The organism is Leptolyngbya sp. Cla-17 (genome assembly GCF_016807185.1).
Lineage (GTDB): Bacteria > Cyanobacteriota > Cyanobacteriia > Leptolyngbyales > Leptolyngbyaceae > ULC077BIN1.
In genome coordinates this window covers 2,064,765-2,078,626 of sequence record NZ_JAEVYN010000002.1, presented here as the reverse complement: position 1 = coordinate 2,078,626, position 13,862 = coordinate 2,064,765, and the positions used below count along the sequence as shown (strand labels likewise).

The 13,862-nt window shown below is 48.9% G+C and carries 11 protein-coding genes; 5 read left to right on the top strand and 6 right to left on the bottom strand.

Annotation, left to right across the window (positions count from 1 at the left end):
• Positions 1–326: 326 nt before the first annotated feature.
• Together JOY44_RS20490 and JOY44_RS20485 are read right to left on the bottom strand one after the other, a co-directional pair.
• Positions 327–638: a hypothetical protein gene (locus tag JOY44_RS20490; RefSeq protein WP_197985612.1), complete on the bottom strand. Its 312-nt coding sequence runs from the start codon at positions 636–638 to the stop codon at positions 327–329.
• Positions 635–880, bottom strand: a complete 246-nt coding sequence (locus JOY44_RS20485; protein WP_171575386.1) for a hypothetical protein — start codon at positions 878–880, stop codon at positions 635–637. The genes JOY44_RS20490 and JOY44_RS20485 overlap by 4 nt, the downstream gene beginning before the upstream one ends.
• A 98-nt stretch (positions 881–978) precedes the next feature.
• Here JOY44_RS20485 and JOY44_RS20480 point away from each other — a divergent pair, with 98 nt between their 5' ends.
• Positions 979–1,305: a helix-turn-helix domain-containing protein gene (locus JOY44_RS20480; protein ID WP_242541811.1), complete on the top strand. Its 327-nt coding sequence runs from the start codon at positions 979–981 to the stop codon at positions 1,303–1,305.
• 161 nt (positions 1,306–1,466) lie between these two features.
• On the opposite strand, the gene JOY44_RS20475 is transcribed toward JOY44_RS20480, so the two are convergent.
• On the bottom strand, positions 1,467–1,760 hold the full coding sequence (locus tag JOY44_RS20475; RefSeq protein ID WP_281063332.1) for a CU044_2847 family protein: 294 nt from the start codon (positions 1,758–1,760) through the stop codon (positions 1,467–1,469).
• A 339-nt stretch (positions 1,761–2,099) separates the two neighbouring features.
• On the opposite strand from JOY44_RS20475, the gene JOY44_RS20470 reads away from it, so the two are divergent.
• A complete protein-coding gene (locus tag JOY44_RS20470; RefSeq protein WP_171575385.1) occupies positions 2,100–2,255 on the top strand; it encodes a hypothetical protein in 156 nt (51 codons plus the stop codon).
• On the opposite strand, the gene JOY44_RS20465 is transcribed toward JOY44_RS20470, so the two are convergent.
• The gene (locus tag JOY44_RS20465; protein ID WP_171575384.1) at positions 2,252–5,707 is read right to left on the bottom strand and encodes a tetratricopeptide repeat protein; all 3,456 of its coding nucleotides are present in this window, start codon (positions 5,705–5,707) and stop codon (positions 2,252–2,254) included. The two genes, JOY44_RS20470 and JOY44_RS20465, sit on opposite strands and share 4 nt — an antisense overlap.
• Positions 5,704–7,737, bottom strand: a complete 2,034-nt coding sequence (locus tag JOY44_RS20460) for an AAA-like domain-containing protein (RefSeq protein ID WP_197985610.1) — start codon at positions 7,735–7,737, stop codon at positions 5,704–5,706. The genes JOY44_RS20465 and JOY44_RS20460 overlap by 4 nt, the downstream gene beginning before the upstream one ends.
• A 43-nt stretch (positions 7,738–7,780) precedes the next feature.
• Between JOY44_RS20460 and JOY44_RS20455 the strand changes: the two genes are divergently transcribed.
• The 3 genes from JOY44_RS20455 to JOY44_RS20445 are packed head-to-tail and all read left to right on the top strand — an operon-like array spanning position 7,781 to position 8,733.
• Positions 7,781–8,194 (top strand): hypothetical protein, encoded by a 414-nt coding sequence (locus JOY44_RS20455; protein ID WP_197985609.1) that lies wholly within the window; start codon positions 7,781–7,783, stop codon positions 8,192–8,194.
• Positions 8,195–8,234: 40 nt separating this feature from the next.
• Positions 8,235–8,462: a calcium-binding protein gene (locus JOY44_RS20450; protein WP_171575383.1), complete on the top strand. Its 228-nt coding sequence runs from the start codon at positions 8,235–8,237 to the stop codon at positions 8,460–8,462.
• Positions 8,449–8,733, top strand: coding sequence for a hypothetical protein (locus JOY44_RS20445; RefSeq protein ID WP_171575382.1), 285 nt, complete (start codon positions 8,449–8,451; stop codon positions 8,731–8,733). The genes JOY44_RS20450 and JOY44_RS20445 overlap by 14 nt, the downstream gene beginning before the upstream one ends.
• Before the next feature lie 217 nt (positions 8,734–8,950).
• Here JOY44_RS20445 and JOY44_RS20440 read toward each other — a convergent pair whose 3' ends face one another.
• Positions 8,951–13,828, bottom strand: a complete 4,878-nt coding sequence (locus JOY44_RS20440) for an AAA family ATPase (protein ID WP_171575381.1) — start codon at positions 13,826–13,828, stop codon at positions 8,951–8,953.
• Between the last annotated feature and the right edge of the window lie 34 nt (positions 13,829–13,862).

Here is a 13,862-nt window from a genome sequence, read left to right as displayed (position 1 = left end):
CCTCAAGTTCAGGATAAACGCTGCCTCAAGCCTCTGGTAAGTTGACCTGGTAAACATGAACCTGTCTCGCCTTAATTCGCTGCATTTGCGAGTTAAAAAAGCGGCTCTCGACCAGAATCACTCCAAAGTGTGCGTTCTAAGCTGGTTACTCAGGATATGTGCCTCAAGCTGCTTTCCAAGCGTGGCGGCTCTGATCGTATCCATCATTGAACTGCTCATATCTGATTAACCTACCTGAGCAAAATACTATTGTGACTCCTATTAAAAATATTTCTTGACCAAAAGGCAAATCGTTTCTGGCACGGTGCGGGTAATTTACGGGTAGTTTATGGAGTTTGATGGCGATCGCCCCCGCACACTTGGTGGCGCAGGTCAGAAGGAATCTGTTCGTAGTGCTCCCAGAGAAAGTCTATTTCTGCTAACCGCCGCAGGTAAATCGGTTCTGGCAGTCGAACCCCTTTACCCTGCTGAAACCATCGGTCTACAGTGGATTCGGAGCAACCGCAGATTCTCGCCATTAGCACATGAGTCACGTTCCACTTGGCGTAGAACTGGGCAGGGGTAATGCCGAACTGACAATTGGTGTAGAAGTTCAGCAGAGTACGTTCTCTGGTGCCTAACTCTTTTTGGCTCATCATTCAATCCCCAGTATCGCCGGGGACTGAGTTGGAGTAAGAAGGCTTTCCAGGTCAAACTCCCAGGCGCTATCGGCTTTTATCCAGGCATGAGAAGGGCTAGCGGCATCCAGCCAAATCGTGTATTTCCACGCCCATGCGCCCAGATGCGAGGCAGGAGTATATTGCATTCCTGTAACAGTGCCAAAGTCTTGAGTAGGAGTGGGTTGCCACTGAACTTGATCGCCAATCTGAAATTTTGACATTGAAAGACCCTCTGGAAAATTATCTGGAAGGGAAGAAGGAACAGACCCAGATTGAAAACAATACATAAAAAAGAATTTTGTGTTCTGATAGTGATTGTATGGCAAAGACGACATTTTGTCGCCTACAACCGATGGATTTGTTGTCTGCACTCCACGACTATGGTGCAGTGACACAAAATAGTGAATTGAATGTCAAACAGCGCTTTGGCAAAGCTATCCGGCGAAGAAGGCGAGAACTAGACCTCTCTCAAGAGGAGCTAGCAGAACGTGCCGAAATGAATCGAACTTACCTCTCGGATGTGGAACGCGGAGAGGTCAATCCATCATTAGAAATTATTGATAAACTTGCAGGCGCATTAGGAATTTCCGTTGCCAATCTCTTCTCAAATTACGGAATTGATTTAGGGCAAAAGCCAAGCGATTAACAATACTCGTAGTCTGCAAACACTATGTAGTGAGAATTCCAACACGATGCGTCTGGCGCTGGTAAACAAATTCCTTGCTTCAGCTATAATCCGCAGCACAGACTGGTAATTTGGAGGTTCTCAGAGAAGGGGACACCGATAAGGCGAATCGCAGATTCTGGTTAGTCCGCTTTTTTAGGAAATTCGCACTTGACAGTGATTTCCATGTTGCAGCCGCCCTTGGCGTTGGCGATGTAGGGAATGCCTGCTTCGCTGCTGATGTTGACCCCGAATTTGAGGGTGACTTCGCTGACTTCCGCGATCGCCACGTTCTTGAAGGCCCTCAACGTGTAGGTGGTGTATGCCCGGATCGTGCTTTCAATCGCTTGAAAGGTTTGTGGAAGGTGCTGTTGTGGATCAGGAAATATGCCTCCCCGACTGGGGTTGTCACTTTCAACTGGATTTGCGGGGATCACCAAGCCGGAAACTGGACTGGTGCTTTCGATCGCTTCGATATAGATCGTAGTTCCGTCTTCAAGGGTTAATTGGGGTAAGTTGTCCCGTTTCGTTTAACCGTTGCATGGCAGCTACAGTTTAGCTTTGATGAGTGTTGTTCCCCAGTCTGAGTTGCAGCTTTTTACAATAACTGGGCAACGTTTTCGTAAAGGGCTGCGATCGCGTCATCTCGCATGGGTTGCAGTGAGCCTGAGCGTTTGGGGGTGAGTTTGAGTTCAGTCATAGAACACAAAAAAAGGTTTGAGCGCCTGCTTTGCAGTAGTGTTTTCATTTTGGCGGAGAGGTATCCTCAAGGAGGTATGGCGCGATCTGATTACGTCAAGCTATCGATCCCAGCCTTACTTTTTGCTGGTGCTGCCGCACCGTTGGCGATCGCTCCTTTTCCCATTAACACCCAATACCGTGCTATTTGCTCGGCTAGAGAATTGCATTCTGTCTCAACTTCTACCTTCTAGCGTTTCATCTGTTGTATAAGTTGGTTGCGAGCATCGATTGCCCATTGCAAGCCAGGATCAAGAGCGATCGCTTGATTTAAATCAGTCAAAGCTTCTTCATACCGTCCTAAAGCCTGATAGATTTGCCCTCGAGTGCCCAGTGCATAGGCAGCTTTGGGGTCGATTTGGAGTGCTGCATTCAAGTCAGCCAGTGCCTCGTTATAGCGCTTCATCAATCGATAAGTTTCACCCCGACCGCGCAGTGCATAGGCATCTTTGGGGTCGATTTGGAGTGCTGCATTCAAGTCAGCCAGTGCCTCGTTATAACGGTTTAACGACCGGTAGGTTGCGCCCCGACCGCGCAGTGCATAGGCATCTTTGGGGTCAATTTGGAGTGCTGCATTCAAGTCAGCCAGTGCCTCGTTATAACGGTTTAACGACCGGTAGGTTGTGCCCCGAACGCTCAGTGCATAGGCAGCTTTGGGGTCGATTTGGAGTGCTGCATTCAAGTCAGCCAGTGCCTCGTTATAACGGTTTAACGACAGGTAGGTTGCGCCCCGAACGCTCAGTGCATAGGCAGCTTTGGGGTCGATTTGGAGTGCTGCATTCAAGTCAGCCAGTGCCTCGTTATAACGGTTTAACGACAGGTAGGTTGCGCCCCGAACGCTCAGTGCATCGCCCCGAACGCTCAGTGCATAGGCAGCTTTGGGGTCGATTTGGAGTGCTGCATTCAAGTCAGCCAGTGCCTCGTTATAACGGTTTAACGACAGGTAGGTTGCGCCCCGAACGCTCAGTGCATAGGCATCTTTGGGGTCAATTTGGAGTGCTGCATTCAAGTCAGCCAGTGCCTCGTTATAACGGTTTAACGACCGGTAGGTTGCGCCCCGAACGCTCAGTGCATAGGCATCTTTGGGGTCAATTTGGAGTGCTGCATTCAAGTCAGCCAGTGCCTCGTTATAACGGTTTAACGACCGGTAGGTTGTGCCCCGAACGCTCAGTGCATAGGCATCTTTGGGGTCGATTTGGAGTGCTGCATTCAAGTCAGCCAGTGCCTCGTTATAACGGTTTAACGACCGGTAGGTTGCGCCCCGAACGCTCAGTGCATAGGCATCTTTGGGGTCGATTTGGAGTGCTGCATTCAAGTCAGCCAGTGCCTCGTTATAACGGTTTAACGACAGGTAGGTTGCGCCCCGAACGCTCAGTGCATAGGCATCTTTGGGGTCGATTTGGAGTGCTGCATTCAAGTCAGCCAGTGCCTCGTTATAACGGTTTAACGACAGGTAGGTTGTGCTCCGAACGCTCAGTGCATAGGCAGCTTTGGGGTCGATTTGGAGTGCTGCATTCAAGTCAGCCAGTGCCTCGTTATAACGGTTTAACGACCGGTAGGTTGTGCCCCGACTCTCCAGGACATAGACATCTTTAGGCTCAATTAAAACTACTGCATTGAAATCAGCTAATGCCTCGTTGTAGCGCTTCATCAACCGATAGGTTTCCCCTCTACTACCTAGCGCAAAGGTGTTCCGAGGGTTCTTCTCAAGCACACGATTGAAGATGTTGAGAGCTTCGTCATATTTACCCTGAACGAGCCGGACTTCTCCACGGCTGAAAGATCTGACATCTCTGAGATTATCTTTCTGCTGCTGGAGATCTGCCTTTGCTGTTTCTAGTTCCTTTTTTGCCTGCTGCCCCTGTTTCTCGGCTTCTGCTTGTTCTTTCTTAGCTGCTGCTGCCCCCCGAGTTGCCTGTTCCTGTCGTTGCTGGCTTTGAGCAACTTTGTTTTCTGCGGTCTGGACTTTTTGAGTCGCATCATCCACCCGTTTCACAGCAACAACTAAGTTTTGCTCGGTCTTCTTGACTCTTGCCTCGGCTACCTTCCGAGTGGCATTGGTTGATTCGATCTCCGCTTTTGCTCGACTGACTTTGTGTTCAGACTTGTCTGCATTCCGTTGAGCTTCGTTCGCCTTCTGCGTGGCAGTCCGAACGTTCTCATTAGCCGCCTGAGCGTCCTCATTAGCCGCCTGAGCCTCTTTTCCTGCTTGCAACGCTACATAGCCCAAGGTAATCGATCCCAGCGCCATCAGTCCTAGCGCCACCGAGCCAAACCGTATTCGCTGACTGGCTTTGTGGTTCGCCTCAGCTAAAACTTTCTTTGCTTGGGCTTCCGCCTCTAGCCTTTTTTGCATATCCCGCTTTTCCAGTTCTTGGCTGGCATCCAAAAAGCGGCGATCGTCGTCCCCTAAACTCTTTCCTTCCGCCCAACTTCGTGCATCTCGCAATGCCTGCCCGCGCAGCAACCGCGATTCATCTTGACAACTCGATTCCAGCCAAGCCGCGATCGCCACTCCATAGGGCCGTAACTCTGCCAGCGATCGCTCCAGCCAATCGCGGTTGAACACCTGCTGATAAATGCGGTTATGCACTCGCAGGTTGCCATCCCCCTTTACCACCAAGCCCGTCAGCCGCAATTCCATCTGCTCCGGGCTGTCATCCGCTGTAATCTCCCCCTGCTGCACAATTTGCTGATATAGCCCCAACAGTCGTCCCATGCGTTGTTCACCACTCAGAAGGAGGCGATCGCGAATCGTCTTCAAATGCTCTGGCGTGTCCTTTGCTTCCCAATTCTCAATCACCTGGTCTCGCACCAAATTCTCAATCCAGACGGCTTCTTGTCCGATAGGTGCCGAATCCTCCGCATTTAATACAAGTTTGCAAACTTTTTGGGTTAGGAAGGGTTGCCCGCCTGTCCAGCCCAACACAGCTTGCATTAGTGCTTTAGGATTGCTCGACTTTGCCGTCAAGCCTTGAACTAACGGTTGTGCTTCCTGTAACTCAAACCCCAGGAGTGCGATCGGGCAACCCACGTTAAACGGTGTTCGTCCCTTATCCTGCATTAAGTCAGAGGGTGTTGTGACACCCAACAGCGCAAACGTTAACCGACCATAATCCGGCTTCTCGGCGCGGCGGTTGTAGCATTCCCGAATCAATGCAAAGAAGTCATCCAGCTTAAACGGCAGACTGAGAACGCTATCAATTTCGTCAATGAAGATAACAACGGGCTGCGGCATCGCTACCAGCAGCACCTCATCAATAAACTTGTCAAATCTCCGCACAAACGAGAGTAGACGATGCTCTTCCCACCAGGTATAGAGGTCAAATGTCTCATACAAATCTAAACTGCTGACAATGCTATCGATGACGCTGCTATACCACTGCTCCGGCTCCATGTCTGAGGTGCCAATGCGGGTCAGGTCGATCGCGGCACACGCCACGCCCTCTGCCTGCAACCGCTGCATCGTCTGCACCTTCAGGCTCGATTTGCCCATCTGCCGCGAATTCAGCACGTAGCAAAACTCGCCTGCCTTAAGCGCCTGATAAAAGGTTTCATCCGACTGTCGCTGCACATAGGTGGGTGCATCAGCGGGCAAACTGCCGCCAACTTGATAGTCATACCCTGGAACTGCTGTAAAGCTCATGCACCCACCCTCAACCGCTCCCGAAAGTATTGGCGATACAGATTACATGATGGAGCAACTTCACTCCCCCGAAACTGCACTAATCCCATACTGGTCAGCTTAAACGCCTCGCTAGTATTGATCGAAACGGGCTGATCCACGGCGATTACCTGTTTCATTGCTGCCAGCAACTTCTCATCGCCTTCCAGATTCAATAGATGACGGCGAAGATGCTCCCCATACAAACCGCCCTCCGTCGGGGCAAGTTGCAAAAGTTGCTCTAACGATAGCTCACCCCGCACAATTGGATACAGGGCAGCCCGAACCAGAAAGGGATGCCCCCCAACCATATCCATTAGCTGCGTCACCTCTGCTTCTGACCAATCCAGTCCATGCCGTTTCACTAAATCCGTCACCTGCGGCGGTGTTAACTGAGGTAACTCAATTGGCACTCCCACATTAAACGGCGATTGATTGATGTTGAGCGGGATATACACCTCTTTGGAATGCACAATCACCAGCCGCAGATTCTTCCAAATTGGCTTAATCTTGGCATCCTCGTGCCACGCCCGCAGCATTCCAAAAAAGTCTCTGGCGATCGCTGGATACTCAAACACCTGATCCACTTCATCCAGACATAGCGTTACCGGACGCTGAAGCTCCGGCAGCAGATACCGCTGAAAGAAGTTTGTGCATTTATTTTTAGGACTAAACGATCCCTTCCAGTAGTCCGCCAGCTTATCCTCCAGGTTCAATTCACCAGCGATACTGTTGCAGAACCACTGCAAGAACTGATCCAGATTGCTGAGTGCATCGCGATCAACCATTTGAAAATTTAGCGTCGAGGTTTGGTAACCCTGCTGATTCGCGTGGTTGAGAATTCGCAGCATCAGCGAGGACTTACCCATCTGTTGAGGCGCTTTAATCCGAATTAGCGCTCCTGGCTTGACGATCGCCTCATAGCACCGAGCTTCAATTGGAGGACGCTCCACATAAAGCGAAGATTCCAGAGGAACCTGACCCTCTGGCTCATCCAAATCCAGAGTTGGGCGTGAAACGGGAAATGAATTAGTTACGACCCTGATGAGTTCGAGTTTGCGAGATGCACCCACGGTTACGGGGAGTTGCGGTTCTTCAGGTTCGAGTTCGGGCATTGCCTCTGGTTTCACCGCTTGGTGAGCAGGTTGTGTTGTCTCTCTATCTTCTGACACCGATCCATCTTTCAGTCTCAAATTTGCCAACATCGAAAATGCGAAGGCGCTAGCGTGGCGAGAGGCAATCTCTTGGCAACCTGCCTTATCTGACTTCTCTTTGCTATCAATCAAGTCTGAGATGCCCCGAATCACCATTGCTGATACTCGTTGGTTCGCTCGTGCTGCTTCCAGGAAACCAAATCCCTCCATCTCAACCGCGATCGCATCTCCGTAATGCGATCGCAGAAACCTAAAAACCTCCGATTCGGTCGAAGCAACCACCTTTTCACCAGCCGCGATCGGGGCGACATAAACCCTGGGAGTTGGGGAAGGTGCTGACGGTAATCTTTGTAACCAATCTGTTTTTCTGGCTTCGGCCATGGCTCGTTGTTTCAAGCCATAGGCGCTTAACCCAACTTCCGGTCTGGGTCTGAACGTTTCTTCGGCTTCGCCAGATTCATATCCGTAAACTTTTGTTGAGGCAACGACATCACCCAGCACTACATCTTTAATGCCTCCAGCGACCCCAACAAAGAGGATGACATCAGGGTTGAAGTAGGCGATCGCCCGTTCTGCCTCTAATGCTGCACCTGAATTGCCTGCACCAATCTCAACAATTCCGACCTCCCAGGTTTGCCCTTCATCAATGAACTGACCGCGCTCGTAAATCGTTCCTTGAGAGTGTGTCTCTTCTTGAAGGTCGGTCAGATGGAAACGAACCGCCAAGTATTCGACAGGAAGGGCAGTGAGAATAACGGCACGGGGCATAAATTTTCGTGACGGCTCATTTTTCCTTATTTTGGCTTTTTTATCAGCGATCGCCCAGTTTTTAGGGGTTGCTGGTGTTCGTTTTGCCAATCAGCCAAAATAGCAGAGCAAGTCTACAGTGCAGGATGGCGCAATGAGTGATAAAGATCCGGTGCTCGAAATCTTTTTCAAGGAATATGACAAGCTGAAGTCTGAGCAGGCTCAACGCATTGGCTTCCGGGACAATCTGCTCTACGTGACGCTGGGCTTGTTTGCCACGATCATCTCGTTTGCGGTTTCTAATGCAAGTAACTACTATGCCTTGCTGGTCGTTCCCTGGGCCTGCCTGATTCTGGGTTGGACTTACCTGGTCAACGATGAGAAGATTTCGGCGATCGGCAGGTACATTCGTCTCACGCTGGTAGAAAGGGTGAAGGAAAAGACGGGCTACACCGATCTGGAGTCACTGTTTGGCTGGGAAATTGCTCACCGGAGCGACCCACTGCGGATGCGGCGAGTGTTGAGACGTTCATTTATGCTGACCTGGCAAAGGGGCGCTAACCTTTAGCTTGGGTGTACGATTCAGCAATAAGCAGTAAGGTTCTGTGATGGCGAAAGACGAACGGGACGAGGAGCGGGAAGAGCGCATCACAATGGAAATTGTGGTCGATGCCTATGATCCAGAAGAGCTGGCGATGGGCTGGTACTACTACTTGCAAGACACGATGCAGTTTCCCTTCACCGCCACCTGCATCAGTAAGCGGCGCAGTTCGCCTATAAAGGAGGGCGCGACCGTTAAAGTGGTGGGCATGGCACCGGAGGATGAGTGCGAGTAGCTTGATTGAAGACTGTCTTGTTTCGTTAGCGCTGGAGATGGTGGTAGCGGTGCCCCTTCAGGCACGGTGTTACCTGGATTTGGAGCGTGTGCAAGCTCAAGAAGGCTGGGTGGTCTCAGGAGAATACTATCCGTTTGAGATCCATGTTGAGGATTTGACCTTTGTGGTTTCCTCGGCAGGGAAGGTTGGTTTTGCCTATCCAGAATTTTCCAGATTCGTTGGTTCGCCAGGTGCTGGAGAAACTGAGGGGGGTTGCCCAAATGCTGTATAGCGCAAGGAGACCTCTGTTTAGGGTACGGGAGGAGGCAGTTGAGTTTTTGCCGCCCGATGAGGGGGAGTAGTCTTTAGCTGATTTGAAGTTAGCGCTAGATCCGCTTTGGCACAACTGACAACTGAACTCAGACCAGTGGGGAACGGGCGTATGGGCGGATTAGACCGGGATTGGTTAACCATAACCCGAATTCTCACCTTTAAAGGGTTGATGACACTCAGTTACGACGAGCGCGATGGCTACGTAACCTTCTTCGAGGAGCAATGTATAAACCTGGTCTATCTGGTTTTCGATCGAGTGTTTCCAACGCAGATCTGGTTTCTCTTAAATTGAGAGCAAGGAGTTGTTCAAAAATTTTTAGACCAACCTCGCGGTATGAAGGTTGGCGATGCAGCTTGATGGCGATCGTGGTTAAACTCTCAGCAATGAGGGCTGTTGCCCTTGCTGGATTGCTGAGTTCTGCTGCGATACCAACTAGACTCTCACAAACTTCTACAACAATTTCAGGACGAGTTTCTACCAGTTCCTCTGCTTCAACGATTTCAGTTAGATGATTAGCAGCTTCCAGAAGTACACCTTGATTCTTGCAAACGGCTTGAATGATCTTTTCCATTCCCTGATCTAACCTAAATTTGTTTTGACTCCATCGGAAAACGGCTGCTACAGCATGTTGAACAGATGCATGGGAAGAGGACGCAAGGGTGTAAAGAATTTCTGCTGCGATCGCCCTACATCTCCTCTGAACCCACAAATGACTTGCCGCGTGAGCAAATCCACAAAGGACTGCTTCATTATCCTGAGTAGAAAGGTGACCGCGTATTCGATTAACTGACCACTCGTCCTGATATTGCAGATATTGAATCAGTAATAATTCACCATACGCCTGCTGGGAAAAGTTGGAGGTATTAGCCTGAAGCATTTCTAACCAGCCCTGTACGGTTTCCCTGGGTTCAAACCAGCCAATTGTGTGGGCGATGAAGTGCAGCGCCCAAGCATATTGAAGCACCTCCGGACAATTACGAATCACCTCGTCAAACAGTTTGGTTGCCTCAGTGCGATCGCTATTCAGCAACGGTGGCATTCGTGACAGCGTATCAACCCATACGGCTGGATGAGGTTCCATAGCCAGTTGTGATCGGATAAATCTTGCCCAACCCTCTAAGTCTGGAGGATTTTGCCTGAGATAACCCTCGGCAATCGCTCGTACAATGTTACCCCTACCACCAGGCAGCATATGAGAGCCGTGGACATTAAAAAGAATGGGTGATTTCAGGTCAGAGCGTTGCTCCTCTTTACTCCGATAATGTTCTAATTCTGGTTTGGTGTGTGTAGGTAGCCAACTCTCAAGGAGAGAGACAACTGCTGTTGGTAGTCCTTGCTTACGCTCTGCAATTTTTTCCAGAGCACGGGCGGCATCATCACGAAAATCTTCTGAATTGAAGCCACGCTCATTCAGTTCTTCAACAAGTTGAATCAATTGACTCGCAGGGAAATCTGTTTCTGAAAGACTGACTAGAGCCTTCCCCACATAACTTTCGTGGCGCTGCGGTTGAAGTTGGGGCAAAAGTCGTAGAACGCGATTGGGATCACTTTTAGCCAGTTCGCCAAATTCATGGGATTGTTGAATCGCGCCGCCAGTCCACGAGAGATTTTTATTCCATCTTTGCTGAGGATGATGCCAAAGGCTTTCGTCAGGCAATTCATTGACCAGACTTAGCAAATTCTGATCGCTTGCACGGCTCATTTCTTCTTTAGTCATGCGTGGACCAACAAACTGAGCTTCTGTCCCAGTTAGGTATCGATCTTCTGCAACTTCCCAGGGAAAAGCACGAATTTCCTCATCTCTAAGATTCCTACTTGCCGGACTCAAACAGCCATCAGGAAATGTCAGTAAGAGTTGGAGCCGATGTTGACGATTGTATTGCAAAAGTCGGAGGCGAGTGTCAGGTTCACAATTCTCCCAAGCATAGCAATGATCAAATTGACGAATGGCATTTTCAAGTTCTTCTCTATCATCAGGTAATAAATGTGGGCAAATTGATGAAATGAGGCGCTTTGTCTCATAGTGATACCCTTCTATGCAATCGCCAAGACACAAGCGCCTTTGATCGCCCAAAAGATAATCTAGGACGATCAGTGGTTCCTGGCTAGCTATTCTCTCTAACCCACGAGCAAGCAATCTATGAACTAAGAGTAAATCTGATTGCAGATTTTGCGTTACGAATGTCAAAAAGTTCTGTCGATCTTGCTGAGCTAATTCCAAGATGGCTGCCAATAGTGCTTCAATAATTTCACCATGATAGTGATCTAGGCTAATTAAATGGTCTTCACGATAACTTGTGTGATTTAAGTCAGATTCTCTTGCAATCTGATCAACGATATTTGTGAACCATGGCCAGATTGAATCTAGAAAAGCTTTTGGATTTACCTGAGCAAATTTCTCGATTTCGTATAAATCCCCTCCACTCTCTAGTAACCTCTTTAGAGGCTCTCTTGCGTCATACTTGTACGCATGAGCATACCGTTGTGCCTCATCAGCATCAGGTGGTAATTCGGGTGGAGGAACTTGGCTCTCCGCGATCGCTTGTGTCAATCGCTGATCTAAATAAGCACGAATCACTCTTCCTGCATGATTGGGCAGAACTTCAGTGATTCTTTGAGTGATAACAACTACAGCATCCCAATCGATGTTTGAGCGACGAATAACCTGTTCTAGAAGCCAAACTTTTTCAGAAGTCCATTGCCCAATATTCCAGATGACTCGAATACTCAGGGTGTCGTAGGTTTTCTCGTTTAGCCAATATTCTTCTAGCAATCCCCAGACATCTTCGGCTGCAAAACTTGCGGCGACTGTTAGGACTGGACAACAATAGACAGCCTGTTCTGCTGGTCTCTCTAACCACTGTCTGAACTCAGGGCGATCGCGAAAATGCCTAAACCAGCCAAGACTGGCAGTAGTCACATCTAAAACTTTTGGACCTTCTGTTTCTAACTTGAGTAATGAGATCAAGAGTTGTACCTCAACAGGTTCAGGATCTTGTTGTGAACCAATAAACTCAACTAAAAGGGTATAAATGTGTGTTCGTATGTAAATCAGACTTAAAGTCTGTAAAATACTGAACCCTTTGACTCTGAAGCTGTAAGATACATGCCTGAGCAAGTACAATGCTGATTTTGCTGTTTTATTTTTAAGTATGCAATTGTTTACTTCTGCATTGGTTAAAAGCTTTGTAAGCTCTCGTTCATATTGTTGAGGGGCTGTGCCCCTTAAATAATTTAAGCCACGTAGAAGGATCGGTCTAACAAAAAGACCATCCTGTCGTTCTAAAACGAGATCTGTCAGGGATTGCGAGCCACGAGCAAAACTACGGGCAAGGGTATGGTCGTAATAGGTTTGGTGGCGGAAGCCGATGGTTCCATTCTCTGGGTTGGTTATTAGTAGCCCAGCCTGCTCTAACGTCTGCCAAGTCTCTGAAGAAGTATCGGCGATCGCATGAGGCAACCACAAAACCTCTTCATCAGTCATACGATTAGCAAGTTTTTCCAAAAACGTGACACATTTTTCAGCTTCTGGTTGCTTGATCACTCGTTCTTCCCAGAGGCGATCTAATAGTTTCTGGGAAGATGTGAAAACATCTCCAGGTTGGGCAATATCGAGAAAAATATTCAGGTGAAGTGGATTCTGTAATAACTCTCGAAGCGGCTCCCCCATACTTGCAGGATGATGTCCTGCTGCTTCCAAAATCGGGGCAATCTTGTCCCACGTAGGAAGGTTCAAGACCAGTTGATCGATTTCTGCAAGCCGAGCAAACTGAGAGCCATAGCGAAATTCAAATTCCCGGCAGGTAGCAACGATATGAACGTTTTTACTCCCAGACAATCTCTGAATTAGAGATAGGAGCAGGCTCAGTCGCTCAGATTTGCGATCCAGTAGTTCAGAAACAGCATCTAGCTGATCAATCAGAACAACAATTTGCTCTCTAACAGCAACTGCATGGATAGCATCGCTGGGATGCAACTCAAGTTTCAGGTCACGCTGCAAATCTTCGATCGTGTTGATGGCCCCATTTAACTGATCGGCTTTGATTGCCAAAATTGCATAACCTTGCGCGCTCAGTTCATTGCCCAAAGTTGCGATCAAGGCGGACTTCCCTGACCCAGGAACACCCAGTACGATCGTTGTAGACGACTCTTCTGTTTTGACGCGGTTCAGCAAGTGGTCTAGCTCAGAGCGCTCAATCTGCTGATTGTTCCTCAACGTGCGTCGCCAACTCAGCGGCCCTTTCGACACATCCGCCAGATTCTGTTTGAGCTTGGTGTACTGAGCCAGACTTAGACCGATAGAGGAACCAGCCTCTAATTTTGCCAAGATTTCAAAGGCAAAGGCACTTGCATGTTGAGCCGCAACTTTTCTTGCTTTGGCTGGGTCGATTGTGACCGCTTGATCGATGACATGGGTAATGCCTCGAATAACTAAAGCATTAGTTCCAACATTGGCATGAACTGCTTTCAGGACACCATATCCTGTATCATCCACTGCCAAAGCATCCCCATAGTTTGCTTGCAAAAGCTGGTAAAGCTCAGATTGGCTAGAAGTAAGCTCTTTCTCACCCGCCGCGATCGCTCCAACAACAGCTTGGGGAGTCCAATTGGATTCTTCCCCCTGGATGCGATCTAACCAATTCTCCCGCCGTGCTTCCGCTTTTGCACGCTGTTCCAGGCTATAGCTTGCTAGTCCAATTTTCGGTCTTGGTAAAAAGCTAGACTCTATTACCTTGCCAGCCTCATAGCCATAGACCTCGATTGCAGCAACAACGTTTCCCGCAACAACATCCTTCAACCCAATCGCTACACCAACCGATAGAACTACATTGGGTTGCCAGTAGGCGATCGCTCGTTCTGTTTCTGTTGCAGCATCAGAATTCCCTGGTCCGATTTGGGAAATTGATACCTCCCAGGTTTGTCCATTAGCAGTGAACTGCCCTGATTCGTAAACTGTCCCTTGAGGATGAGTTTTCTCTTCAAGCTCTGTGAGATAAACACGAGTAGCCTGATGCTCATCAGGATGAGAGACTAGGATGACTGCACGAGGCATTCGTCAATACTTTGTATATGAATAGATCAATATT